This window comes from Caballeronia arvi, from assembly GCF_001544695.2.
Lineage (GTDB): Bacteria > Pseudomonadota > Gammaproteobacteria > Burkholderiales > Burkholderiaceae > Caballeronia > Caballeronia arvi.
Window position 1 is genome coordinate 17,433 of record NZ_FCOM02000030.1, and the last position, 25,998, is coordinate 43,430.

Consider the following 25,998-nt stretch of genomic DNA (forward strand, 5'->3'; position numbering starts at 1 on the left):
TTGTGGAAGGAACGATTGAAAAGCCGCGGCGAGGCGCTATCTATGCCGTCGATGCATGCGCTTCATGCGTTGCGGCAATGCATCGCGCGGCAGGCGGCTTCGTCGCGTGAATCATGCGCCGGCAAGCTTATCAGCGCGGCCCGCGCCGCAAAATAGCGGCGTGCCGATAACGGGAATTGTGCGCGCGCAGGCTTGCCGGTAAAACGCGGATTTACGCCGAAATCCGACGGAAAAAAGGCACTTTTTTGGCGAAATCGTGCCAAAACGGCTTGTTCGCGTTTCCGTGTCCGGGCCGCGCCGGATTTGTTTGCTAGAATACTTGGCTCTGTTGACTGACACCGTGTCGGACGACGATCCGGCACTCCCGGCAGGCGCGTTTTACGTGCGTCTCCCGGCGCCAGGCGTCGATTTCGGCGCGGCTCGTGCAGAGCCCGCATCCGGACCCGCGCCTTAAGAACCGCGGAAGAACCGAACACCGAATTTACGATTTACTCTAGGACGATTTCAGCCATGGCTAACGTTGTTGAAAACCTCGGCAAGCTCGAACGCCGCGTGACCATTTCCCTGCCGAAGGATTCGGTGCAGAAGGAAGTCGATTCGCGTATCCGCCAGTTGGCCAAGAACGTGCGCATGCCGGGTTTCCGCCCGGGCAAGGTGCCGCTCAAGATGGTGACGCAGCAGTACGCCGGCCAGGTCGAAGCCGAAGTGCTGAGCGACAAGGTGGGCAAGGAATTCTTCGACGTCACGCGCGCCGAAAACCTGCGCGTTGCGGGTCAGCCGAGCTTCGCGCCGAAGTCGGAAGCCGTCGCTGACGCCTATGCGTTCGACGCGACCTTCGAGGTCTATCCCGAAGTGCAACTGGGCGATGTGGCGACCGCTGAAATCGAACGCACGGTCACGACCATCTCCGAAGCCGAAGTCGACCGCACGCTGGACATCCTGCGCAAGCAGCGCGTGCACTTCCACGCCCGCGGCGAAGCCGGCGAGCACGGCGACGGCGGCGCGGATCTCGCGGCCAAGGACGGCGACCGCGTGACGCTCGACTTTGTCGGCAAGATCGACGGCGTCGCGTTCGAAGGCGGCAGCGCCGACGATTTCGCGTTCGTGCTGGGCGAAGGCCGCATGCTGCCCGAATTCGAGCAGGCTGCAACCGGCCTGAAGGTCGGCGAAACGCGCGAGTTCGACCTCAAGTTTCCCGAGGACTATCACGGCAAGGATGTCGCGGGCAAGACGGCGCAATTCACGATCACCATCAAGAAGATCGAATGGCCGCACCTGCCGGAAATCGACGCGGATTTCGCGAAGTCGCTCGGCATCGAAGACGGCGATCTCACGAAGATGCGCACCGAGATCAAGGACAATCTGGAGCGCGAAGCCAAGCGCCGCACGCAGCAGATCGTGAAGAACCAGGTCATGGACGCGCTGCTCAAGATTTCCGAACTGGACGTGCCGAAGGCGCTGATCGAGCAGGATCAGCAGCGCCTCGTCGAAATGGCGCGTCAGGATCTGCAGCAGCGCGGCGTGCCGAACGCAGCCGACGCGCCGATCCCGGCCGAAATGTTCGCCGAGCAGGCCGAGCGTCGCGTGAAGCTGGGCCTCGTGCTGGCCGAGCTGGTGAAGGCGAACGAACTGCAGGCGAAGCCCGAGCAGATCCGCGCTGAAGTGGACGAATTCGCCAAGAGCTACGAAGACCCGAAGGAAGTCGTCCGCTGGTATTATTCGAACCAGCAGCGCCTCGCCGAGATGGAAGCGTACGTCGTGGAAAGCAACGTCGTCGATTTCGTCCTGGGCAAGGCCAAGGTGACCGACAAGGAAGTCAGCTTCGAGGAACTGGCCAGCGCAACGGCGCAAGCCTGACGCGTTAGGCAGGGGGCGTGCGGAGTCGTCGGACTGACGGCTCGCACGCCTTTTTTGCATTAAAGTTTGGGCGTTCGCATGCCGTTCTAGTCGATGTTCCTTTGTCGTTCAGTACCCTTATTCCGAACAAGGAAATTGCATGACCTTTCGCGCTGAATTGCTCGACACGTTGGCGTCCCACGCATCGCGGGACTTCGAAGCCCAGGCGCTCGGCCTCGTTCCGATGGTCGTGGAAACGAGCGGCCGCGGCGAGCGTGCCTATGACATCTACTCGCGTCTCCTCAAGGAGCGCGTGGTGTTTCTCGTCGGTGAAGTGAACGACCAGTCGGCGAATCTGGTCGTCGCGCAGTTGTTGTTCCTCGAAAGCGAGAATCCCGACAAGGACATCAGCCTGTACATCAACAGCCCGGGCGGGTCGGTTTCCGCCGGCATGGCGATTTACGACACCATGCAGTTCGTGAAGCCGGACGTGTCCACGCTGTGCATGGGCCTCGCCGCGAGCATGGGCGCGTTCCTGCTCGCAGCGGGCGCGAAGGGCAAGCGCGTCGCGCTGCCCAACGCACGCGTGATGATTCACCAGCCGCTCGGCGGCGCGCGCGGCCAGGCGTCGGACATCGAAATTCAGGCGCGGGAAATCCTGTACCTGAAGGAGCGTCTGAATCAGTTGCTGTCGCATCACACGGGTCAGCCCGTCGAGCGCATTGCGCGCGACACGGATCGCGACAACTTCATGTCGGGCGACGACGCGCAGGCTTACGGCCTCGTCGACCAGGTGCTTCACAAGCGTCCCTGAAGGCGTCCGGAGCGGCGCCGCGCCGGCGTTCGGAGACGAGCCGGCACAATAACGAAGTCGCGCGTGTGGCGCAACGCCAGACGCGCTTCGTTCACCCTCGCAGGTGTGATTCTGCGTACGGATATCGAAGCGCGTATCATGTAACAAGAGTGTCCGGAGGCTTACACATTTATGGCGGACAAAAAAGGTTCCAGCAGCGAAAAGCTGCTGTATTGCTCGTTCTGCGGAAAAAGCCAGCATGAGGTGAAGAAGCTCATCGCTGGGCCGTCGGTATTCATCTGCGATGAATGTATCGACTTGTGCAACGAGATCATTCGCGACGAGGCGGCCGGTGCAGCAGAGGAGGCCGGGCTGAGCAAGTCCGACCTGCCGAGCCCGCAGGAAATCAGCGATATCCTCAATCAGTACGTGATCGGCCAGGAACGCGCGAAGAAAATTCTCGCGGTGGCCGTGTACAACCATTACAAGCGGCTCAAGCACCTCGACAAGAAGGACGAAATCGAGCTGTCGAAGAGCAACATTCTCTTGATCGGGCCGACCGGCTCGGGCAAGACGCTGCTCGCGCAGACGCTTGCGCGCATGCTCAATGTGCCGTTCGTGATCGCCGATGCCACGACGCTGACCGAAGCCGGCTATGTCGGCGAGGACGTCGAGAACATCATTCAGAAGCTGCTGCAGAACTGCAATTACGAAGTCGACAAGGCGCAGCGCGGAATCGTTTACATCGACGAAATCGACAAGATCAGCCGCAAGTCGGACAACCCGTCCATCACGCGCGACGTGTCGGGCGAGGGCGTGCAGCAGGCGCTGCTGAAGCTGATCGAAGGCACGATGGCGTCGGTGCCGCCGCAAGGTGGACGCAAGCACCCGAATCAGGACTTCATCCAGGTCGATACGACCAACATCCTGTTCGTCTGTGGCGGTGCGTTCGACGGGCTCGAAAAAGTCATCACCGATCGCACCGAGAAAACCGGAATCGGTTTCGGCGCGAGCGTGAAGAGCAAGCAGGACCGCGACGCGGGCGAAGTGCTTCGTGAAGTCGAACCGGAAGATCTGATCAAGTTCGGTCTGATTCCCGAGCTGATCGGCCGTCTGCCCGTCGTGGCGACGCTCGGCAAGCTCGACGAAGCTGCGCTCGTGAAAATCCTGATCGAGCCGAAGAACGCGCTCGTGAAGCAGTATCACAAGCTCTTCGCGATGGAGCGCGTCGAACTGGAGATCCGTCCGGCGGCGTTGCAGGCCATCGCGCAGAAAGCGATTCGCCGCAAAACCGGCGCGCGCGGGCTGCGTTCGATTCTGGAACAAGCGTTGCTCGACGTGATGTACGAACTGCCGACCATGAAGGGCGTTTCGAAGGTGATCGTCGACGACAACACCATCGACGGCGACGGCAAGCCGCTGCTCATCTACGAAGACGCACCGAAAGTAGCGGGTTCGAACTGAAGCAGGCTGTGTGTCGGCGAAAGGCCGTTCATGGCAACGTGAACGGCCTTTTATTTTTTCCGGTTATCTTGTGGATGTTACTGACGCGATCTTTGACTAACGACTTTTCCCTTCCGATAAAGGCTTGCAATAGCTCTGAACGGCCTTACTTACGACTGAACTGATTCCATTAATGGGGAAATGAAATGTCAGGAACCCAACTCCTCCCGCAGGAACGCATTACGCTGCCGCTGCTCCCGCTGCGCGACGTAGTCGTTTTCCCGCATATGGTGATTCCGCTCTTCGTGGGGCGGCCCAAGTCGATCAAGGCCCTCGAAGCCGCGATGGAAGGCGGCAAGCACATCATGCTCGTCGCCCAGAAAACGGCGGCGAAGGACGAGCCGACCGAAAAGGACATGTACGAAGTAGGATGTGTCGCCAACATCCTGCAAATGCTGAAGCTGCCCGACGGCACGGTGAAAGTGCTCGTCGAAGGCTTGCAGCGCGCGAAAACGCTTTCGATCGAAGAGCAGGAAACGCAATTCTCGTGCGACGTGATGCCGCTCGAGCCCGATCACGCCGACAGCGCTGAAACCGAAGCGCTGCGCCGCGCGATCGTCTCGCAGTTCGATCAGTACGTGAAGCTCAACAAGAAGATTCCGCCGGAGATCCTGACGTCGCTGTCGGGCATCGATGAAGCGGGTCGTCTTGCCGACACCATTGCCGCGCATCTGCCGCTCAAGCTCGATCAGAAACAGCACATCCTCGAGATGTTCCCTGTGATCGAGCGTCTCGAACATCTGCTCGCCCAACTCGAAGCCGAAATCGACATTCTTCAGGTCGAGAAGCGCATTCGCGGCCGCGTGAAGCGTCAGATGGAAAAGAGCCAGCGCGAGTACTACCTGAACGAGCAGGTCAAGGCGATCCAGAAGGAACTGGGCGAAGGCGAAGAGGGCGCGGATCTCGAAGAACTCGAGAAGCGCATCACCGCTGCGCGCATGCCGAAGGAAGCCAAGAAGAAGGCCGACGCCGAGCTCAAGAAGCTCAAGCTGATGTCGCCGATGTCGGCTGAAGCGACGGTCGTGCGCAACTACATCGATACGCTGATCGGCTTGCCGTGGCGCAAGAAGAGCAAGGTCAACAACGACCTCTCGAACGCCGAGCGCGTGCTCGATGAAGACCACTTCGGCCTCGAAAAGGTCAAGGAACGCATTCTCGAGTATCTCGCGGTTCAGCAACGCGTCGAGAAGGTGAAGGCGCCGATTCTCTGCCTCGTCGGGCCTCCCGGCGTCGGCAAGACGTCGCTCGGTCAGTCGATCGCGCGTGCGACGAATCGCAAGTTCGTGCGCATGGCGCTCGGCGGCGTGCACGATGAATCCGAGATTCGCGGTCACCGTCGCACGTATATCGGTTCGATGCCCGGCAAGATTCTGCAAAGCCTCGCGAAAGTCGCTGTGCGCAATCCGCTCTTCCTGCTCGACGAAGTCGACAAGATGGGCATGGATTTCCGCGGCGATCCGGCTTCCGCGCTGCTCGAAGTGCTCGATCCGGAACAGAATCACACGTTCGCGGACCACTACATCGAAGTGGACTTCGACCTGTCGGACGTGATGTTCGTCGCGACGTCGAACTCGCTGAACATTCCGCCGCCGCTGCTCGACCGGATGGAAGTCATCCGCTTGTCGGGTTACACCGAAGACGAAAAGGTCAGCATCGCGCAACGTTATTTGTTGCCGAAGCAGAAGCGCAATAACGGCCTGAAGGACGGCGAGATCGAAGTCACGGAGCAGGCGATCCGCGACATCATTCGCTACTACACGCGTGAAGCGGGCGTGCGTTCGCTCGAGCGTGAGATCTCGAAGATCTGCCGCAAGGTCGTGAAGATGCTTCTGTTGAAGAAGGCCGAAGGCGCCGTCACGGTCGACGGCTCCAACCTCGATACCTTCCTCGGCGTGCGCAAGTACGACTTCGGTCTGGCAGCGAAGGACAACCAGATCGGTCAGGTCACGGGTCTTGCGTGGACGGAAGTCGGCGGCGATCTGCTGACGATCGAAGCGGCGGTGATGCCCGGCAAGGGCAGCGTCATCCGCACGGGTTCGCTCGGCGACGTGATGAAGGAATCCGTCGAAGCGGCGCGTTCGGTCGTGCGCTCGCGTTCGCGTCGACTCGGCATCACGGATGAGTCGTTCGAGAAGAAGGACATCCACATCCACGTGCCGGAAGGCGCGACGCCGAAGGACGGTCCGTCTGCCGGTATCGCGATGACCACGGCGCTGGTGTCGGTGCTGACCGGTATTCCGGTTCGCGCGGATGTCGCGATGACGGGCGAAATCACGCTGCGCGGCGAAGTGCTGCCGATCGGCGGGTTGAAGGAGAAGCTGCTGGCGGCGCATCGCGGCGGCATCAAGCTCGTGCTGATCCCCGAGGAAAACACGAAGGATCTGGCCGACATCCCCGACAACGTGAAGAACGCCATCGAGATCGTGCCGGTTCGCTGGATCGATCGCGTGCTGGAACTGGCGCTGGAGCGCACGCCGGAGTCGCTGCCTGAAGACGAGGCGAAAACGACGCCGGTCGCTGCCGAAACGCAGAAAGACGCGCCGGCTTCGGGTGAAGTCGTGAAGCACTAAACGTTTCGGGCAGCACGGTTTCATCGCCGTGTTGTGTGATCGTTGCTAAAAGCCCGCGGATTCATTCCGCGGGCTTTTCTATTTCTGCGCGGCATTTCGAAGAGGTCGTCTAATCTGCCCGCAAAGCGAGTCCGATCAGGCTCAACCCTCGTTGACACGGTTCTTTCGGCTAAGTTAAATGAGCGCCGCATCCAGACTTATCGAGATGCTTGTCGTATCGACGCAGGCATCGATGTTGGCGTCGATGCTCGACCAGATCGATTACAACGTGCCAATACTGATTCGGGGATCACAATGAACAAGACGGAACTGATCGACCATATCGCGCAGCAAGCCGATATCTCCAAGGCCGCGGCCGGCCGTGCGCTCGAAGCGGCGATCGACGGCGTGCGCGCGACGCTGAAGAAGGGCGGCACGGTGACGCTCGTCGGCTTCGGCACGTTCGCTGTAGGCAAGCGCACCGCGCGCACCGGACGCAATCCGCGCACAGGCGACGCGATCAAGATCAAGGCCGCGAAGGTCCCGAAATTTCGCCCTGGCAAAGCGCTGAAGGATGCGCTAAACTAGCGGACTCGCTGGATGCGGTGCCCTCAAAACAGGACGCGGAATTCGGCGCAGCGCAAACCAGATGAATTTGCGGACCGGGTGCTTAGCTCAGTTGGTAGAGCGGCGCCCTTACAAGGCGTAGGTCGGGAGTTCGAGCCTCTCAGCACCCACCAGGTCTCGGTTCATTGCGCGCTACCCAGGAGCGGTAGTTCAGTTGGTTAGAATACCGGCCTGTCACGCCGGGGGTCGCGGGTTCGAGTCCCGTCCGCTCCGCCAGAATCACTCAGAGAATCCCGCACGCTGTGAAGCGTGCGGGATTTTTTGTTTTGGATCGCGCAGCCGCGCCGTCGCTCAAGAGTGCTAATCATCGATATGCTACGTGAAATGCGGATTGCTCAAATTGATTCGATCGCGCCTTAAACGGTTGATAAATAAAACAATCTCCCTTCCGCGACAGATCGCGCCCTGTACGTGCAGTCGCTCGGCGAACTCGATCAACGGCCACCTTTCGCCTTTTCCCCCGCCACTGTTGTAATATCGAGCGTTTTGTTCTGACAACGCAGCGCTACGCATGCTCGACTTCTTCCGAAATCACCAGCGCCTGATGATGGCCTTGCTGATCCTCATCATCGTGCCCGGCTTGGGCATGGTCGGGATTCAGGGTTTCAGCAATTACTTCGACGAGAGTTCTTACGTCGCCAGCGTCAACGGTCACAAGATCACGCGCGCCGAATTCGACAGCGCCTTCCGGCAGCAAGTGGACCGCGCGCGTTCCATGCTCGGCGCCCAGTTCGACGCCAAGATGTTCGACACGCCCGAGACGCGCGCCGCGATGGTCGACAGCCTCGTGCAGCAGCGCGCGATGGCCGACGAAACGCAGCGCCTGCACCTGACAGCATCGGATGACGCGGTGCGTCGCGCGCTGATGTCCGACCCGGTGATCTCGTCGCTGAAAAACGCCGACGGCAGCATCGACCTCGAACGCTACAAGCAACTGCTCGCCATGCAGGGCATGACGCCCGCGCAATACGACGAGCGCATGCGCTACACGCTTGCGACCGAGCAGATTCCCGGCAGCATTCAAGGATCGTCGTTCACGTCGAAGTCGCTCGCGCAGAGCCTGACGGAGCTCGCCGAGCAGAAGCGCTCCGTGCAGGGCCTGTCGCTGCGCACGGCCGACTACGCCGCGAAGGTCCAGCCGACCGACGCGCAACTCACGGCTTACTACGAAGCGCATCGCAATGACTTCGCGACGCCCGAAACCGCGACGATTCAGTATCTCGTGCTGTCGCCGTCGACGATCGCGGGGGCATCGAAACCGAGCGACGCCGATCTGAAGAAGTATTACGACGACAACATCCAGCGCTATCGCACGGAAGCGGAAGTGCGCGCGAGCCACATTCTCGTGAACGCGCCGAAGGACGCGAGCGCGGCCGACAAGGCGAAGGCGAAGCAGAAAGCCGAAGAACTGCTCGCGCAAGTCAAGGCGCATCCGGACCAGTTCGCGCAAATCGCGCAGAAGAACTCGGACGATCCGGGCTCCGCGAGCAAGGGCGGCGACCTCGGCTACTTCGCACACGGTCAGATCGCGGGCGGCAAGGCCTTCGACGACGCCGCATTCAGCCTGAAGAAGGGCGAAGTGAGCAATATCGTCGAGTCGGACTTCGGCTATCACATCATCGAGGCGACCGACGTGAAACCTTCCGTCACGAAGCCGTTCGATGAAGTGAAGGATTCGATCGCAAAGGACTACGCGGCGCAGCAAGGCACGAAGGGTTTCGCCGACGACGCGCAAGGCTTCACCGATCTCGTCTACGAGAAGGCGAAGTCGCTTCAACCGGCGGCCGACAAATACAAGCTGACGATCCAGGCTGCGACGGTCGGCCCGAAGCCGAATCCGCAGTTGCCGCAGGACAACCCGCTCAACAATCCGAAGTTCCTCGCAGCCGTCTTCGCACCCGATGCCGCGAAGGACCGCAATAACACGCAGGCGATCGATGTCGGCAACAACACGCTCATCGCCGCACGCGTGACGGATTACAAGGCGTCGAGCGTTCCCGCGTTCGACGTGGTGAAGGACGACGTGCGCAAGAAGGTCGTCGCCGAAATGGCCGCTGCGATGGCGAAGAAGGAAGGCGAGACGAAGCTCGCGGAACTGCAAAAGTCGAAGTCGACTGATGGCTTCACGTCGCCCGTCACGGTTTCGCGCAACGACGCGCAAGGCTTGCCGCCCGCCGCGCTATCCGCGGTCTTCAAGGCGGACGCGTCGAAGCTGCCGGCGTATGTCGGCGTGGACCTCGGTGCGGACGGCTACGCGATCTATCGCGTGAACGGAATCGACAAGGCCGCGCCGGTCGCGGCCGATCGTCTCGCGGGCGCGCAACAGCAGGTTGCGCAGGTCTATGCGCAAGCCGAAATGGAAGCGTATATCGACTCGTTGAAGGCGCGTTCGAAGGTCAAGCTGAGCCAGTCGCCGCCGCCGACATCGAACTGATCCGTCCGCAATACCGCAACGAAAAAGCCCCGCGTCCGAAAAGTCGCGGGGCTTTTGTCTGAAATGCAGGCGAGCTTCGCTTACAGGCACGCCTGAATGTCGCCGGTCGCCTGACTGCCTGCCGCGCCCGACGCGCGGAAGCCGACCCACGTTCCAGGACCGGACCACGCCGGACGCACGACCGCCGCCGCGCCGTTGGGCGGCTGCTGGCCGGGCACGTACACGTCGACGGCCTTGTCGCCCGCAAGCGTGTCCTGCGACACCACTTGCTGCTGCGATTTATCGGCCCACTTCTGGGCGACGCATTGCGCAACCACGTTCGGGGCCTTCTGGCTCGTGCCGACTTGCTGCACGCCGGCAGGCGGCTGCGCGGCGCAGGCCGAAATCGCAACGGTCAGGGCGAGAAGAGGGAAGTATTTCACGTGACCTCCTTGTAGAGTCGCTCAAAGGACGAGCGGGGTTATAAGAGTTACGCGAAAGTCTCAGATGTCTGAATCGTGGCCGTGTTCCGCGTCGATATGAAAGCTGTCGCGGCCGGCGTCGCTGTCAATGCACCGCGGCGGCTCCCAGCAAAGGTTTCAAGGTTGGCCAGACGTTATCGAGCAGCAAAGGCTGGGCCTGCACCGTCGGATGGATCTGATCGGCCTGGAACATGGCAGGCTTGTCAGCAATGCCAGCGAGCAGGAAAGGCACGAGCGGGACGTTCTTGTCCTTCGCGATGCGCTCGTAGACCGCATGGAACTTTTGCGTATAGTCGGGGCCGTAATTGGGTGGAACGTACATGCCGACGAGTAAAACCTTCGCATGCGCGGCCTGCGATGCATCGACGATGCCACGCAGATTGGTCTCCGTCGTCGCGAGCGGCACGCCACGCAGCGCATCGTTTGCGCCGAGCTCGACGATCACCACGGCGGGCTTGATACGTGAGAGGACCGCGGTCAGCCGCGCGCGCCCGCCGCTCGTGGTGTCGCCGCTGATGCTCGAATTGGCGACGCTATAATCGAAGCGCTCCTTCACCAGCCGCTCGCGCAACAGATTCACCCAGCCGGTATCGCGCGGCAGACCGTATTCGGCCGAGAGGCTGTCGCCCAGCACGACGATCGCGGGCTTCGTCTGGGTTGCCGCCTGGGCCTCCGCAGCATGTGCGGTCGTGATGCCCGCCGCCGTCAATGCGATGGCGGGCACGAAGCCGCGCAAGTTCTTTTTCAAAGTGTCCATGCAAAACAATATCGAACCGGTCATTGAAGTACGGGGATTAAGCAAGCGGGTGAAGGACGCAACAGGCGAGCTCACGATTCTCGATCAGATCGATCTGTCGATCGCGAAGGGCAGCAGCGTGGCGATCGTCGGCGCGTCGGGCTCGGGCAAGTCGACTTTGCTCGGCCTGCTTGCCGGATTGGACAGCGCGAGCGAGGGCTCGGTTCGTCTGTTGGGCAAGGAACTGTCGAGCCTGAACGAAGACGAGCGCGCCGCGTTGCGCAGCGGCGCCGTCGGCTTCGTGTTTCAGTCGTTCCAGTTGATGCCGCATCTCACCGCGCTCGAGAACGTGATGCTGCCGCTCGAGCTGCGCGCCGAGATGCCGCATGGCGAGATCGCCGCGCGTGCGCGCTCGCTGCTCGTTCAGGTCGGTCTTTCGCAGCGCACGAGCCACTATCCGAAGCTGCTGTCCGGCGGCGAGCAGCAACGCGTCGCGCTCGCGCGTGCTTTCGTCACGCATCCGGCCGTGCTCTTCGCCGACGAACCCACCGGCAGCCTCGATGCCGCAACGGGCTACGCGATCATCGACCTGATGTTCGAGATGAACCGCCGCAATGGCGCGACGCTCGTGCTCGTCACGCATGATGCCGAACTCGCCGAGCGTTGCGACGCCACCGTGACCATCGAAGCCGGGCGGCTCGTCAACGGTCTGAGCGTGTAAAAAGCCCGCAACGTGCAACACGTTGCGGGCCTTGCATGACGCAACCGCGTCAGCGCTTCAACGCCTTGCGCGCACGCGCGATCAACGTCGACGTCGACGAATCGTGCTTCTTCGGATCGGCGGTTGCGGCGGTGATATCGGCCTCGACGACCTTGCCGAGAATCTTGCCGAGCTCCACGCCCCACTGATCGAACGAGTTGATGTCCCACACCGTGCCTTGAACCAGCACCTTGTGCTCGTAGAGCGCGATGAGCGCGCCGAGGGTCTGCGGCGTGAGCGCATCGAGCATGATCGTCGTGGTCGGGCGATTGCCAGGGAAGCTCAGATGCGTCGCGAGTTCTTCCTTGCCCGGACCCGCGACCTTCTTCGCTTCTTCGAGCGTGCGGCCGAGCATCAGCGCCTCGCTCTGCGCGAAGCAGTTGGCGAGCAGCTTCGCATGATGATCGACGAGCGGATGTTCCGGCGTCAGCACGGCGATGAAGTCGATCGGAATGATCGTCGGGCCCTGATGCAGCATCTGGAAGAACGCGTGCTGGCCGTTCGTGCCCGGCTCGCCCCAGATCACCGCGGCGGTCGGATAATCGACCATCTTGCCGTCGAGGCGCGCGGACTTGCCGTTGCTTTCCATCTCCAGTTGCTGGAGATACGAAGACAGGAGACTGAGCGCCTGCGAATACGGCGCGACCAGGTCGCTCTGCGAGCCGAAGAAATTGCGATACCAGATGCCGATCATGCCCATCAGCACCGGCAGGTTCTTGTCGAGCGGCGCGGTGCGGAAATGCTCGTCCATCGCGGCGGCGCCTTGCAACAGCGCGTCGAAATTCTTCGGACCGACCGACAGCATGATCGACAGACCGACCGCCGACCACAGCGAGTAGCGGCCACCGACCCAGTCCCACATTTCGAACACGTTTTCTTTCGCGATGCCGAACTTGACGACTTCGGCCGGATTCGCCGACACGCCGACGAAATGCTTCGCCAGTTGATCTTCGGGACAGCCCGATTTGAGGAACCAGTCGCGCATCGAGTGCGCGTTGGTCATCGTCTCGAGCGTCGTGAAGGTCTTGGAGACGACGATCGCGAGCGTCTCTTCGGCGTCGACCTGCTGCAGCACGTTCCAGAGATCCGCGCCGTCGACGTTCGATACGAAGTGCGTATCGAGTTCCTTCGATGCGAGATGATGCAGCGCGTGAACGACCATCTTCGGCCCGAGATCCGACCCGCCGATGCCGATATTCACCACATGACGAATGCGCTTGCCGGTGTAACCGGTCCACGCGCCGTCGCGGACCTTATCGGAGAAAGCGGCCATCCTGGCTTTTTCTTTCTGCACCTGCTCGTAGAACGGCGCGTCGGGCGATTGCGCGCGCAGCGCGGTATGGAGCACCGCGCGATGCTCCGTGATATTGACGATGTCGCCGCGGAACATCGCGTCGCGGCGCTCGGTGACTTTGGCCTGCTGCGCGACCTCGATGAGCAGCTTGAGCGTTTCGTCCTTGACGCGGTTCTTGGAGAAGTCGATTGCGAGGCCGCCGCCTTCGAAGGTCAGGCGCTCGGCGCGCGTGGGCGCGGTGTCGTTTTCCGGCGCGAACCAGTCGCGGAGGCGCTCGCCGGAGATGGCATCGTAATGCGACTGGAGCGCCGACCAGGCAGGAAGCGAGTTGAGCATCGAGTGTTGGGTCATGAGCGGTCCGATAGTCTGAAAGTGACAGAGGAATACGTTCGTGCGATTGCAGCTCGCTTGCCTGTGCGTGTCGTGTCTGGTGAACGCGACTAAACAACAACTGAGCGGCCGCGGTTGCCCGAATCAAAAAGAGTATAGCGACGATGCGTGAACGGATGCTTGCAAAGCGTCACGAAGGATTCGTGACGCGCCGCGCGCGGAGAATGCGTCAGCTTCGCGCGTGCTCCGCGTAAAAGCGGCGGTTGATGAGACCGCGCACCGCGGGCGCGAGCTCGCCCGCCGTCAGTCCCGCGGGGCCGATGCCGGCGTCGGTGAGGGTTTGCGCGGCGAGCCCGTGCAGCCAGACGCCTGCGAGCGCGGCCTCGTAAGCTGGCAGCTTCTGCGCGAGCAATGCTCCGATCAATCCGCCGAGCACGTCGCCGGTGCCGCCTGTCGCGAGTCCGGCATTGCCGGTCGGATTCACCGCGACGCGGCCATCGGGCGAGGCGATCACCGTGCCCGATCCCTTTAGCACGGCGACGGCGGCATAGCGCGCGGCCAGCTGGCGGGCGGCGGCGATGCGATCGGCCTGGACCGCTTTCGCATCGGTTTGCAATAGCCGCGCCGCTTCGAGCGGATGCGGCGTCAGGATGCACGGATCGCCCTGCGTGCCGCGCGCCGCGACTTCAGCGGCGAGCGCGTCGTCCTGTGCGACGAGATTGAGCGCATCGGCATCGAGCAACTTCGGGATATCGAGCTTCAGCATGCCGGCGAGCACCTGTTTCGCGTGGTCGCTCGTGCCCATGCCGCAGCCGATCGACAGCGCGTCCATCTTGTCGGGCGCGAAGCCGTCGGCACGATGCAGCATCAGCTCCGGATGCGGGGAATCGTAAGGCGGAAAACCCTCGCCGACGAATGCGACATGCACCTTGCCCGCACCGCCGAAGAGCGCCATGCGCGCGGCGAGGATCGGCGCGCCGCACATGCCCGTATCGCCGCCGATGACCGCGATCGAGCCGAACGTGCCCTTGTTGGTCGCGTTGTCGCGCGGCGGCATGCACGCGCCGAACAGCGCTGGCACGTTGAGGACGATCGACGGCGCCGTGCTCCCGTCGACATCGAGCGTCGCGACGAACAGCCGGCCAGTCAGATCGCGGCCGAGCGACGTGAAGTGACCCGGTTTCGCACCGATGAACGTGATGGTGTCCGTCGCGCGCACGGCCTCGCCGCCATTCACGGGCGTACCGGTGTCGCTATTCAGACCGCTTGGCACATCGAGCGCGAGGACGCGGCCCGACGCCTGTGAGCGGCGCGTCATGCGTGCGGCCATATCCGCGAACACGCCTTCGAGCGGCCGCGTGAGGCCGATGCCGAACATGCCGTCGACGAGCCAGCCGAAATCATCGAAGGAGGCGGGCGGCTCGCCGTCGATCGGCACGCCCGCCGCGCGCGCCCCGTCGAGCGCCCAGCGCGCATCGTCGGGCTTCACTTCGACCGGCATGCACACCCGCACCGCGACGCCCGCGCGATGCAGGCGCTCGGCCATCACGAGCGCATCGCCGCCGTTATTGCCGGGGCCCGCGGCGAGCAAGACCGGCAGCGCACGCGAATCGGGATCGTGCTCCAAGGCGTCGATCAGACACTGCGCGGCGGCGGCGCCCGCGCGCGCCATCAACGTGTGCGGCGGCAGCGCGGCGGCCGCGCGCGCTTCGAGCGTGCGCAGCTCGGCGAGCGTCAGGAGCGCGAGGTGATCGTCTTTGGGCGTGAAGTAGGGGGAGCGGGCAGCGGTCATGGCGGCGGCAGGCGTTTCGAAAGGCGATTCGTTCGAAAAACCGGCGCCCGCATATCGTGCCCGTCGCCGCGATCCGCTAGAAGCGTTCGGGGCTCAGCGCGGAGAGGGTATTGGCGGGAAGATCGGGCGTGACGCCGGAGATGAGGTCCGCGATCACTTTAGCAGACCCGCACGCGAGGCCCCAGCCCGCCGGGCCGTGCGCCGCGTTCACGAAAAGCCGTGGATGCTGCGTCGCGCCGACGATCGGCAATCCGTCGGCGGTCATGAGCCGCACGCCGTCCCACGCGCGCGCAGCCGAGACGCGCGCCGCGCCTGGAATCCAGTCGTGCGTGCCCTGACCGAGCAGGTCCAGCGCGCGGCGCGAGAGCGTGGCGTCGAGCGGCTTGTCGGCCTTGGCGGCGCTCTGAAACACGCCCGCGCCGCCGACGCGCAGCCGCTGCCCCACGCGCGTCATCGTGATGCGCTTGATCGAATCGACAACGGTGAGATGCGGCGCGCGCTCCTCATAGGCAACGGGCGCGGTGAGCGTGTGCACGCGCAACGGGAACAGCGACGCCGCCGCCTTGTTCCCACCGACGAGCGCCGGCGTGCCGCTGCCCGCGGCGACGACGATCGCATCGGCGGCGATCAGCTCGACATCGGCGCTGCGCTTCTTGCCTTCGTTCGCAACGGCGAGTTCGACCGCCGCGCGCGCGCCGTCGAGACGCAGCGCCGCGACCTCGCGATGCATGCGGAACTGCACGCCGTCGTCTTCGAGCGCCTGCTTGAGTTGCTTGGTGAAAAGCGGACAGTTCGCGGTGCGTTCCTCGGGCAGCAGCACGGCGCCTGCGAATTCGGGATAGTCCGGCACCGACGGCTCGACCTCGACGCATTCCTCGGGGGTGAGCACACGATGCGGCACGCCGCAGGCCTTGAGCAAGCCGATGGCCGGCTGCGCTTCATCGAGCTCGCGCGGCAGGCGGAACACGTGCAGCACGCCGCGGCGCTGCTCGAAATCGAGTTCGAGACGGCTTTCGATCCCGGCGAGCACGCCGCGCGACAGGTCGACGAGCGGCTGCAGGCGCGCGTACTGCGCGGTGAACGCTTCGGGATCGCGCAGCGTCGCGTGTTGCTTGAGGAAGTCCCGCGCGGCGGAGTCGAAGCCGGTCTTCGACACCATGCCGCTTTGCTTCGCGCGGCTCGACGCCATGAAGGTCGGACCGAACCAGACATCGAGCGGCGAGGGCAGCAGCGCGCCGCCTTGCCCATAGGTGGCGCCTTGCGCGACGGTCGCGTGGCGCTCGACCACGCAAACACGGTGGCCTGCCGCATGCAGCTGATAGGCGGTGGCGATGCCGGCGATTCCTCCGCCGATGACGATGACATCCATGACTTTTTGTGCCCGAAGGCGCGAGATTGCAGTGCTGCGCGGCGTGACGCGCGGGTGGAAGCGCCCGGTGCCGCGCGCCAATACGATGAAACGACGGGTATGCCGGCCCCACGGCCAGGCGCCTTACCCGAAGAAAGCGCGCCATGATAGCGCCAAAATCGTTTGCGGGGGACCGCAGACCGCGCGGCGCGCGCGGCCCGCCACCCGCCCAGGTCCGCACGGCCGGCCTTGCCCGGCGCTATTTCGGGATGCGCGACGGCGTGTCGCGCGGCGCACGGCTGCCGCCGCGCCGCGCCCGGGCGGAGCGCCCGGCCCGATTTCGAGACGCGCATCCGGGTTATAATCGCGGTCTTCCTTTCGCCTCACGCCGCATTGCGTGCTCGAATCCGAATTTGCGAATTTTGGATTTGCAAAGCGACCGAGCGTCGCGCGAGCGGCACACAGACGTCATCGACGCACCGTCACAATGGCCCACTTCTCGTGTTTCCCCGGCGCTTCGGCCCTCTCCGATTTCCGTCAGACCCGCCTTCTCGAAAAGCTCGCCCGCATCGACGCGAATATCGTCGGCGTGCGCGGCCAGTTCCTGCATTTCGTCAACGCGACCGAACCGCTCACGGACGACGACACGAGCCGCATCGACGCGCTGATGCACTACGGCGCGCCGTTCGAGGAATCGAAAGAGCGCGGTCATGTCGAGACCTTCATGGTCGTGCCGCGCTTCGGCACCATCTCGCCGTGGGCGAGCAAGGCGACCGATATCGCGCATCACTGCGGGCTCGGGAAAGTGCGGCGCATCGAGCGCGGCGTCGAGTATTCGGTCGTCATGAAAAGCGGTTTTCTGGGCGGCAAGAAGGCGCTGTCGGACGAAGCGCGCGCGGCCGTCGCGGAGGCCTTGCACGACCGCATGACCGAAAGCGTCGCGGCATCGCGCGATTCTGCGCTGCATCTCTTCGATGAACTGCCCGCGAAACCCTTGCAGACCGTCGATATCATCGGCGTGGGCCGCAAGGCGCTCGAAGCGGCGAACACGGAGCTCGGCCTCGCGCTCGCGGATGACGAGATCGACTATCTGGTGAACGCGTTCGAAAGCCTGAAGCGCAACCCGACCGACGTCGAATTGATGATGTTCGCGCAGGCGAACAGCGAGCACTGCCGCCACAAGATTTTCAACGGCGAATGGACCATCGACGGCGAAAAGCAGGACATGTCGCTGTTTGCAATGATCCGCAATACGGAAAAGCTGAATCACGCGGGCACGATCGTCGCGTATTCGGATAATTCGGCGATCATGCAGGGCGGCGTCGCCGAGCGCTGGTTCCCGCGCGGCACGGACGAGCAGTATCAGCGTCGGGTGGAACTCACGCACACGCTGATGAAGGTCGAAACGCACAATCACCCGACCGCGATTGCGCCGTTTGCGGGCGCGGCGACCGGCTCCGGCGGCGAAATCCGCGACGAAGGCGCGACGGGCCGCGGCGCGCGTCCGAAGGCCGGTCTCGCGGGCTTCACGGTGTCGAACCTCGATCTGCCGGATGCGCGCGAGAAATGGGAAAACGCACGCGATTCCGCCGTGCCGCTCGCGTCGCGCAATCCGGCCGACAAGCACGAGCCGTACGGACGCCCGGAGCGCATCGCATCGCCGCTGCAGATCATGATCGACGGGCCGATCGGCGCGGCAGCCTTCAACAACGAATTCGGCCGCCCGAACCTCGGCGGCTATTTCCGCACCTTCGAGCAGAACGTCGCGGGGCGCGTGCGCGGCTATCACAAGCCGATCATGATCGCGGGCGGTATCGGCAATATTTCGGATCAGCACACGCACAAGCTCGATCTGCCCGCGGGCACGCTGCTGATCCAGATCGGCGGGCCGGGCATGCGCATCGGCATGGGCGGTGGCGCGGCGTCGTCGATGGCGACCGGCGCGAACACCGCCGAACTCGACTTCGATTCGGTTCAGCGCGGCAATCCGGAAATCCAGCGCCGCGCGCAGGAAGTCATCAATACGTGCTGGCAGATGGGCGAGGACAATCCGATCCTGTCGATTCACGACGTCGGCGCGGGCGGCATTTCGAACGCGTTCCCGGAACTCGTCGACGGTGCGGGCAAGGGCGCGCGCTTCGAACTACGCAAGGTGCAGCTCGAAGAGAGCGGTCTGTCGCCGCGCGAGATCTGGTCGAACGAAGCGCAAGAGCGTTACGTGCTGGCGATTTCGCCCGCTGATCTGCCCGCGTTCCAGGCGATCTGCGAGCGCGAGCGCTGCCCGGTCGCCGTGGTTGGCGTCGCGACCGAAGAACGCCAGCTGAAGCTGATCGACGAAGCCAACGAAGGCCAGGAACCTGTCGACATGCCGATGGACGTGCTGCTCGGCAAGCCGCCCAAGATGCATCGCGACGTGAAGCGCGAAGCAGCGCGCTTCGAAGCCGTCGACGTGACGGGCCTGGCGCTGTCCGAAGTCGCCGTCGATGTGCTGAAGCATCCGACGGTCGCGAGCAAGTCCTTCCTCATCACGATCGGCGACCGTTCGGTCGGCGGCACGACTGCGCGCGACCAGTTCGTCGGGCCGTGGCAAGTGCCCGTCGCGGATTGCGCGGTGACGACGATGGATTACGCCGGATTCCGCGGCGAAGCGATGACGATGGCCGAGCGCACGCCGCTCGCCGTCATCGATGCGCCGGCGTCCGGCCGCATGGCGGTGGGCGAAGCGGTGACGAACATCGCGTCCGCGCCGATCGAATCGTTGAACAAGCTGAAGCTCTCGGCGAACTGGATGGCCGCGTGCGGCAGCGCGGGCGAAGATGCCGCGCTGTATGACACGGTGCAGGCGATCGGCATGGAGCTGTGCCCGGCGCTCGGCATCAGCATTCCGGTCGGCAAGGATTCGCTGTCGATGCGCACCAAGTGGCAGGACGGTGTCGCGAAGGAAGTCGTGTCGCCGGTGTCGCTCATCATCAGCGCGTTCGCGCCGGTCGAGGACGTGCGCCGTCATCTGACGCCGCAACTGGCCCATGACACGAACACGGTGCTGATCGCGATCGATCTCGGCCGCGGACGCAATCGCATGGGCGGCAGCATCCTCGCGCAAGTGACGCAGCAGGTCGGCGACGCGGTGCCCGACGTCGACGATCCCGAAGACCTGAAGCGCTTCTTCGCCGCGATTCAATCGCTCAACGCCGATGGCAAGCTGCTCGCGTACCACGACCGCTCCGACGGCGGCCTCTGGGCGACCGTGTGCGAAATGGCGTTCGCGGGTCACGTGGGCGTGTCGCTGAACGTCGACATGCTGACGCTCGACGCCGAGCACGAATCCGATTACGGCGACGCGAAGGACTGGGCGAAGCAGACCAGCGGCCGTCGCGAGGACCGCACGATGCGCGCGCTGTTCTCCGAAGAACTCGGCGCGGTGGTTCAGGTGCGCGCCGCGGACCGCGATGCGGTGCTGGGCGCGCTGCGCGAACACGGCCTGTCGGCGTGCTCGCATGTGATCGGCAAGACGAACGAGAGCGGCGCGATCGAGATTTATCGCGACGCGAAGAAGATTTTCGATGCGCCGCGCGTCGATCTGCATCGCGCCTGGAGCGAGGTGAGCTGGCGCATCGCGCGTCTGCGCGACAACCCCGCATGCGCGGATGCCGAATACGACGCGCTGCTCGACGCGGCCGATCCCGGCATTTCGCCCGTGCTGACGTTCGATCCAGCCGAAGACGTCGCCGCGCCGTTCATTGCGACGAACCAGCGTCCGCGCGTCGCGATCCTGCGTGAACAGGGCGTGAATTCGCATCTGGAAACGGCTTACGCGTTCGACCGCGCCGGCTTCGACGCGCACGATGTCCACATGAGCGACCTGCTCGAAGGCCGCGCGACGCTCGCCGATTTCGCGGGTGCGGTCGCGTGCGGCGGCTTCTCGTATGGCGACGTGCTGGGCGCGGGCGAAGGCTGGGCCAAGACCATCCGCTTCAACGCGCAACTCGCCGACATGTTCGCCGCCTTCTTCGGACGCGCCGACACCTTCGCGCTCGGCATCTGCAACGGCTGCCAGATGCTGTCGAGCCTGGCGTCGATCATTCCCGGCGCGGAAAACTGGCCGAAGTTCACGCGCAACAAGTCCGAGCAGTTCGAGGCGCGCTTCTCGCTCGTCGAGGTGCAGAGCTCGCCGTCGATCTTCTTCGCCGGCATGGAAGGCTCGCGCATTCCGGTCGCGGTCGCGCACGGCGAAGGCTTCGCGGACTTCTCGCAACAGGGCGATCAGGCGAAGGCGCTCGTTGCGATGCGCTACGTCGATCATCGCGGCAATGCGACGGAGCAGTATCCGTTCAATCCGAACGGCTCGCCGCAAGGCATCACGTCGGTGACCACGCCCGATGGCCGCTTCACGGTGCTGATGCCGCACATGGAGCGCGTGCATCGCAACGTGCAGATGAGTTGGACGCCCGACGACTGGACCACAGACGGCAGCCCGTGGCTGCGCGTATTCCAGAACGCGCGACGTTTCCTCGGCTGATCGCGCTCATCGCGGTTGATCGCGCCATGCGGACGCCCCGAAGTGAAAACTTCGGGGCGTCTTGTTTTGCGCAGGCCATTTCGATGTTGTTGAATGGCAAGTATCCCAAAATAATGCAGCTGTAAGTTGCGGGTATAGTCGACGGCACGCCGCGATCCGCGGCAGTATCCGGAGGAGACATGAAGCAACTGTTGTCAAATTACTTAGTCAAGCTAACTTTATCGACGATGATTGTCGCGACGTCGAGTTTTCTGGTGGCGTGCGGCGATAGCTCGGATTCGGGCTCGGCCAATCTGTCGCCAGCGGCGCGTGCGGCCGCGCTCGGCGATAACCTGATGGTGCGCGTCGTGATCGACGCCAACGATGCCGCGAAATCCGGCACGAACTGCGCGGACCTCGGTGCAGACTGGGCCAGTTGCGCACGCGGCAAGCTGATTCTGGAGAACGCCGGCTCACGCGCGCTCGCCGCCGGCGGCTGGACGCTGTATGTGCACAGCATCCGGCGCATCCTGATGGTCGAGCATCCGGCGTTCGCGTGGAAACACATCACGGGCGATCTTTATGCGCTCACACCGCGCGCTGGCGCGTTCACGCTGGGAGCAGGCGAGCGCGTCGAGGTGCCGTTCGTCGGCGAGTACTGGTATCAGCGCTACAGCGATCTGTTACCGCGTTCCTATGTCGTCGCCGATGGCAACGCGACACCCGCGATTCTCAAACACAACGACACCGACGACGAAACCCGCTACGTCGACCGTATTCCGCCGATCGCGGACGACGCAGCCGCATTCGCCGCGACGCCCGCGCAAGTGCAGCGCGCCCGCGCGGAGGCCGCGTTGCCGTCGGCGCAACAGACTGCGGCACGCGCGTTGCCAGCCGTGCTGCGCTCGTCGGCGGGCGAGGGCGCGGTGCAGGTCGGGGGCATCGACCTGTCGTTGTCCGGATTGACGTCGTCGCAGATCGCGGCGCTGGCATCGCGCGCGGCGACGCTCGGGCTCGGCGGCGCGGCCGTGCGCGTGAACGGGCGGATCACAGGAGGAGCGCTGCCGGCGGATATCGCGCGCTCCGGTGGCTATCGGCTGACGATCGCGCAAGACGGCGTCAACATCGACGCCTTCGATGCCGCAGGGCTTTTCTACGGCGTGCAGACGCTCCTGTCGCTCGCGCCAGCAGGCGGCGGCAGCGTGCCCGCGATGACCATCGAAGACGCGCCGCGCTATACGCATCGCGGCATGCACGTCGATGTCGCGCGCAACTTCCGCCAGCCCGCGACGCTGCGCAGTCTGATCGACCAGATGGGCGCGTACAAGCTGAACCGCTTGCATCTGCATCTTTCGGACGACGAAGGCTGGCGTATCGAGATTCCCGGCTTGCCGGAGCTCACCGATATCGGCGCGAAACGTTGCCACGATCTCACCGAAACGCGGTGCCTCGTGCCGCAGCTCGGCTCGGGGCCGGACAATCGCTCGGGAGGCGGCTATCTGAGCCGCGCCGATTATGTCGCGCTGGCGCGCTATGCGGCGGATCGCTTCGTTGAGATCGTTCCGGAGATCGACATGCCCGGACATGCGCGCGCCGCGGTCGTATCGATGGAAGCGCGTTATCAACGTCTGATTGCGCAGGGCGACAAGGCGGCCGCGAACGCGTACCGTCTGCTCGATCCGGCCGATACGTCGAATGCGACCACGGTTCAGTTCTACGATCGCCGCAGCTTCATCAATCCGTGCGCGGACGGCGCGCAGCGCTTCGCGTCGAAGGTCATCGGCGAGATCGCGGCGATGCATCGCGACGCCGGCGCACCGCTCTCCGTGTGGCACTTCGGCGGCGACGAAGCGAAGAACATCCTGCTCGGCGCGGGCTTTCAGCCGCTCGACGGCACGGACGCCGGCAAGGGTCACGTCAATCTCGCGGCGCAGGACAAGCCGTGGGGCCGCTCGCCGCAATGCGCGGCGCTGATTGCATCGGGCAAGGCGGCTTCCGTCGACGAATTGCCGTCGATGTTCGCGCGCCAGGTGAGTCAGATCGTGCGCAACAACGGCATCGGCACGATGGCCGCGTGGCAGGACGGCATCAAGCACGCGAGCGGGCCGCAGGATTTCGCGACGTCGAGCACGATGGTGACGATGTGGGACACGATTTTCTGGGGCGCGTCGGACACCGTGCAGACGTTGAGCAGTCAGGGCTACAAGACGGTGCTCGCGCTGCCGGACTATCTGTACTTCGACTTCCCGTATTCGTTCGATCAGCACGAACGTGGCTATTACTGGGGCTCGCATGGCACGGACAGCTTCAAGACCTTCTCGCTCGCACCGGACAACCTGCCGCAGAACGCGGAGATCATGGCCGATCGCGACGGCAAGCCGTTCGAGGTGACGAGCGCGGGTCCGGCGCCGCATATCGAAGGCATTCAGGGACAGGCCTGGGCGGAGGTCATGCGCACGGACCAGCAGTTCGAATACATGGTGTATCCGCGTCTTTTGGCGCTCGCGGAACGCGCATGGCATAGGGCGGCGTGGGAGCGGCCTTATCGGGAAGGCGAGCGCTACAAGCTCGGCGATACCGATAAGGTCGATAAAGCCGCGCTCGCGCAGGACTGGGCGCAGTTCACGAGCGTCGTGCAGAACCGCGAGTCGGCGAAGCTCAAGCGCGCGGGAGCCGTGATGCGTGAGGGCGCGGGCAGTTGAGCGCGCATTAAAAGGCAAAGCCGCCCGAGGGCGGCTTTGCCTGAACTCCGGTAGCAGCGAAAAGTTACTTGATCACTGCCTTGCTGCGCAACCCTTCCTCGAACGTCTGCAGCTTCTCCTGCTGAATCTGCTGCGCGATCTGCGCCTTCACCTGATCGAACGGCGGCGGGGCGATCTCGCGCGAATCGTCCATGCGGATGACGTGATAGCCGAACTGCGTCTTCACCGGCTCGGGCGTCACTTCACCCTTCTTGAGCTTCTCGGCGGCCGCGCCGAACTCCGGCACATAAGCCGAAGGCGACGACCAGTCCAGATCGCCGCCGTTCTTGCCCGATCCCGGGTCCTTCGAATATTGCTTGGCGAGATCTTCGAAGCTCGCGCCGCCCTTGATCTTCGCGATCAGATCCTTCGCCTGCGCTTCGTTGTCGACGAGGATGTGATGCAGATGCAGTTCCTTGCCGCCGCCGTTCTGCTTCACGAGCTGGTCATAGCGCGCCTTGATTTCGGCGTCGGTCGGCGTGTTCTTCTTCACGAAGTCTTCGATCAGCGCGCGCAGCACGACGGTCTGCTGCGCCACCGCGATCTGCGCCTTCACGTCGGGACGCGTCGCGATGCCTTCACGCGCGGCTTCCTGCATCAGGATTTCGCGGTTGATGAGTTCCTCGCGCACCGCTTGCTGAAGCTGCGGCGAATCCTGCTGACCTTGCGCCACGAGCTGCTTCACGAGCGCATCGGCGCGTGACGTCGGAATCGGCGTGCCGTTCACGACGGCGATGTTTTGCGCAAATGCGGGCGCAGCCGCGAATGCAGCCAGCAACACCCAGACGCGGGTTTTTTTCAAAGTCATCGGAGGTTCCTAACTGAGCAAACTGACGCCTTCTCAGGCGAGATTCAAGAGGCAAGATAATGGACGAAAACGCGGGACTTAACACGGGATGAAACACGAGCCGCGCGTTTATTCGAATTGTTCTGCGAACTCCTGCGGCGTGTAAGCCCGGATCGCGAGCGCGTGCACGCCGCGCTGCATTTCCTCGGCCAGCGCATCATACACCAGTCGATGCCGCCCTACGCGCGCCTTGCCGGCAAAGCAATCGGCGACGATCGTCACCGTGTAATGGCTGCCCGATGCCGCGCCCGCATGGCCCGCGTGCGCGGCGCTGTCGTCGTCGATATGCACGGAATGGGGTTTGAGCGCCGCGTTCAGTCGCGCCTCGAGATGCGCGATCTTGTCCGCCGCCGATGCGCTCATGAAATCGAAGGATGATCCGCTCATTGCCCGTCCTCCTTCATGTATTTTGCAAGCCAGAAGCTCTGCGCGACAATGAACAGGACGAGACAGCCCGTCGCGCCGAACAGCTTGAAGTTGACCCACTGATCCGTCGTGAAGTTATACGCGACGAAAAGATTCACGATGCCGAGCAGCGCGAAGAACACCGCCCACGCAACGTTCAGTTGTCCCCACACGCGATGCGGCAGCACGATCTGCTTGCCCATCATCGCTTCGATCAGATTCTTTCTGAAGCCGAGATGCGCGACGATCAGCGCGAACGCGAAGAGCCAGTAGAGCGCGGTCGGCTTCCATTTGATGAAGGTGTCGTTGTGCAGCACGAGCGTCGCGCCGCCGAACACGACGACCACGCCGAGACTCACCCACAGCATCGGATCGACCTTGCGATGCCGGAACGCGACCCAGGCGATCTGCACGAGCGTCGCCGCGATCGCGACGGCCGTCGCGGTGTAAATGCCCCAGACCTTGAATGCGACGAAAAAGAGAATGATCGGAAACAGATCGAACAGAAATTTCATTGGCGTCCGGACGAGATGGGCATCGGATGAAGGCGAGGCGCGCGAAGAAAAGCGCCCGCGAGAAGCGGCGGGCGCCGGTACGACGAAATGCACGGCTCGCGCTTACTTGGATTCGAATTGTAGCGCAGCCGAGTTGATGCAATACCGCAACCCGGTCGGGGCGGGGCCGTCCTCGAAAACGTGGCCGAGGTGCGCGCCGCAGTTGTTGCACAGCACTTCGATGCGCAACATGCCGTGCGACCGGTCGGTCTTTTCCTGGATCACTTCGCCGTTGATCGGCTTGAAATAGCTCGGCCAGCCGCAGCCGGCGTCGAATTTGGTGTCCGACTCGAAAAGCGGCGTGCCGCAACACACGCACTCGTAGACGCCGAGCTCCTTGTGATCCCAGTATTTGCCGGTGAACGGGCGCTCGGTCACGGCGTGGCGCGTGACCTGATACTGCATGTCGTCGAGCTCACGGCGATACGAAGCGTCGTCTTTTTGCAGCGGGTAGCTCTTCGGGGTGTCGTCTGTGCTCATCAGTCGTTCC

At 63.6% G+C, this 25,998-nt stretch carries 18 protein-coding genes and 2 tRNA genes; 11 read left to right on the forward strand and 9 right to left on the reverse strand.

All coding sequences use genetic code 11. The annotated features are described in order from the left end of the window. Positions 1–510: 510 nt before the first annotated feature. From tig to AWB74_RS26815, 8 genes are all read left to right on the forward strand, one after another. A complete protein-coding gene (tig, locus tag AWB74_RS26780; RefSeq protein WP_061149688.1) occupies positions 511–1,857 on the forward strand; it encodes a trigger factor in 1,347 nt (448 codons plus the stop codon). A gap of 139 nt (positions 1,858–1,996) precedes the next feature. Then, the gene (gene clpP / locus AWB74_RS26785) at positions 1,997–2,650 is read left to right on the forward strand and encodes an ATP-dependent Clp endopeptidase proteolytic subunit ClpP (RefSeq protein WP_035498698.1); all 654 of its coding nucleotides are present in this window, start codon (positions 1,997–1,999) and stop codon (positions 2,648–2,650) included. Between the two features lie 171 nt (positions 2,651–2,821). Beyond that, on the forward strand, positions 2,822–4,093 hold the full coding sequence (clpX, locus tag AWB74_RS26790) for an ATP-dependent Clp protease ATP-binding subunit ClpX (RefSeq protein WP_061149689.1): 1,272 nt from the start codon (positions 2,822–2,824) through the stop codon (positions 4,091–4,093). Between the two features lie 185 nt (positions 4,094–4,278). Then, positions 4,279–6,702 (forward strand): endopeptidase La, encoded by a 2,424-nt coding sequence (gene lon, locus AWB74_RS26795; protein WP_061149690.1) that lies wholly within the window; start codon positions 4,279–4,281, stop codon positions 6,700–6,702. 42 nt (positions 6,703–6,744) lie between these two features. Continuing rightward, on the forward strand, positions 6,745–7,269 hold the full coding sequence (locus AWB74_RS49040; protein ID WP_456061757.1) for an HU family DNA-binding protein: 525 nt from the start codon (positions 6,745–6,747) through the stop codon (positions 7,267–7,269). A gap of 76 nt (positions 7,270–7,345) precedes the next feature. Further along, positions 7,346–7,421: transfer RNA gene (locus AWB74_RS26805), tRNA-Val, on the forward strand. 26 nt (positions 7,422–7,447) lie between these two features. Beyond that, a tRNA-Asp gene (locus AWB74_RS26810) sits at positions 7,448–7,524 on the forward strand. Between the two features lie 295 nt (positions 7,525–7,819). After that, positions 7,820–9,742, forward strand: a complete 1,923-nt coding sequence (locus AWB74_RS26815; protein WP_061149692.1) for a SurA N-terminal domain-containing protein — start codon at positions 7,820–7,822, stop codon at positions 9,740–9,742. Between the two features lie 80 nt (positions 9,743–9,822). On the opposite strand, the gene AWB74_RS26820 is transcribed toward AWB74_RS26815, so the two are convergent. Together AWB74_RS26820 and AWB74_RS26825 are read right to left on the reverse strand one after the other, a co-directional pair. Then, positions 9,823–10,164 carry a hypothetical protein gene (locus AWB74_RS26820; RefSeq protein WP_061149693.1) on the reverse strand — a complete coding sequence of 114 codons (342 nt, stop codon included), beginning with the start codon at positions 10,162–10,164 and terminating at the stop codon, positions 9,823–9,825. A 124-nt stretch (positions 10,165–10,288) separates the two neighbouring features. Continuing rightward, entirely contained in the window at positions 10,289–10,960 is a 672-nt protein-coding gene (locus AWB74_RS26825; RefSeq protein ID WP_061149694.1) for an arylesterase, read from the reverse strand. On the opposite strand from AWB74_RS26825, the gene AWB74_RS26830 reads away from it, so the two are divergent. After that, entirely contained in the window at positions 10,959–11,660 is a 702-nt protein-coding gene (locus tag AWB74_RS26830) for an ABC transporter ATP-binding protein (RefSeq protein ID WP_061149695.1), read from the forward strand. The genes AWB74_RS26825 and AWB74_RS26830 overlap by 2 nt on opposite strands. Positions 11,661–11,709: 49 nt before the next feature. On the opposite strand, the gene pgi is transcribed toward AWB74_RS26830, so the two are convergent. The 3 genes from pgi to AWB74_RS26845 form a co-directional block, all read right to left on the reverse strand. Continuing rightward, the gene (gene pgi / locus AWB74_RS26835; RefSeq protein WP_061149696.1) at positions 11,710–13,344 is read right to left on the reverse strand and encodes a glucose-6-phosphate isomerase; all 1,635 of its coding nucleotides are present in this window, start codon (positions 13,342–13,344) and stop codon (positions 11,710–11,712) included. A gap of 208 nt (positions 13,345–13,552) precedes the next feature. After that, positions 13,553–15,115, reverse strand: a complete 1,563-nt coding sequence (locus tag AWB74_RS26840) for an NAD(P)H-hydrate dehydratase (RefSeq protein ID WP_061149697.1) — start codon at positions 15,113–15,115, stop codon at positions 13,553–13,555. Between the two features lie 76 nt (positions 15,116–15,191). Continuing rightward, on the reverse strand, positions 15,192–16,484 hold the full coding sequence (locus AWB74_RS26845) for an FAD-dependent oxidoreductase (protein WP_061149698.1): 1,293 nt from the start codon (positions 16,482–16,484) through the stop codon (positions 15,192–15,194). Between the two features lie 466 nt (positions 16,485–16,950). Here AWB74_RS26845 and purL point away from each other — a divergent pair, with 466 nt between their 5' ends. Next, positions 16,951–20,982 (forward strand): phosphoribosylformylglycinamidine synthase, encoded by a 4,032-nt coding sequence (gene purL / locus AWB74_RS26850; protein WP_061149699.1) that lies wholly within the window; start codon positions 16,951–16,953, stop codon positions 20,980–20,982. 179 nt (positions 20,983–21,161) lie between these two features. Next, positions 21,162–23,663: a family 20 glycosylhydrolase gene (locus AWB74_RS26855; RefSeq protein WP_061149700.1), complete on the forward strand. Its 2,502-nt coding sequence runs from the start codon at positions 21,162–21,164 to the stop codon at positions 23,661–23,663. Between the two features lie 64 nt (positions 23,664–23,727). Here AWB74_RS26855 and AWB74_RS26860 read toward each other — a convergent pair whose 3' ends face one another. From AWB74_RS26860 to msrB, 4 genes are all read right to left on the reverse strand, one after another. Next, positions 23,728–24,510: a peptidylprolyl isomerase gene (locus AWB74_RS26860; RefSeq protein ID WP_061149701.1), complete on the reverse strand. Its 783-nt coding sequence runs from the start codon at positions 24,508–24,510 to the stop codon at positions 23,728–23,730. Between the two features lie 108 nt (positions 24,511–24,618). Then, a complete protein-coding gene (locus AWB74_RS26865) occupies positions 24,619–24,936 on the reverse strand; it encodes a BolA family protein (RefSeq protein ID WP_061149702.1) in 318 nt (105 codons plus the stop codon). Further along, the gene (locus tag AWB74_RS26870) at positions 24,933–25,469 is read right to left on the reverse strand and encodes a septation protein A (protein WP_061126469.1); all 537 of its coding nucleotides are present in this window, start codon (positions 25,467–25,469) and stop codon (positions 24,933–24,935) included. Before AWB74_RS26870 ends, AWB74_RS26865 begins: the two co-directional genes overlap by 4 nt. 102 nt (positions 25,470–25,571) lie before the next feature. Next, on the reverse strand, positions 25,572–25,988 hold the full coding sequence (gene msrB / locus AWB74_RS26875; RefSeq protein ID WP_061149703.1) for a peptide-methionine (R)-S-oxide reductase MsrB: 417 nt from the start codon (positions 25,986–25,988) through the stop codon (positions 25,572–25,574). Positions 25,989–25,998: the final 10 nt, after the last annotated feature.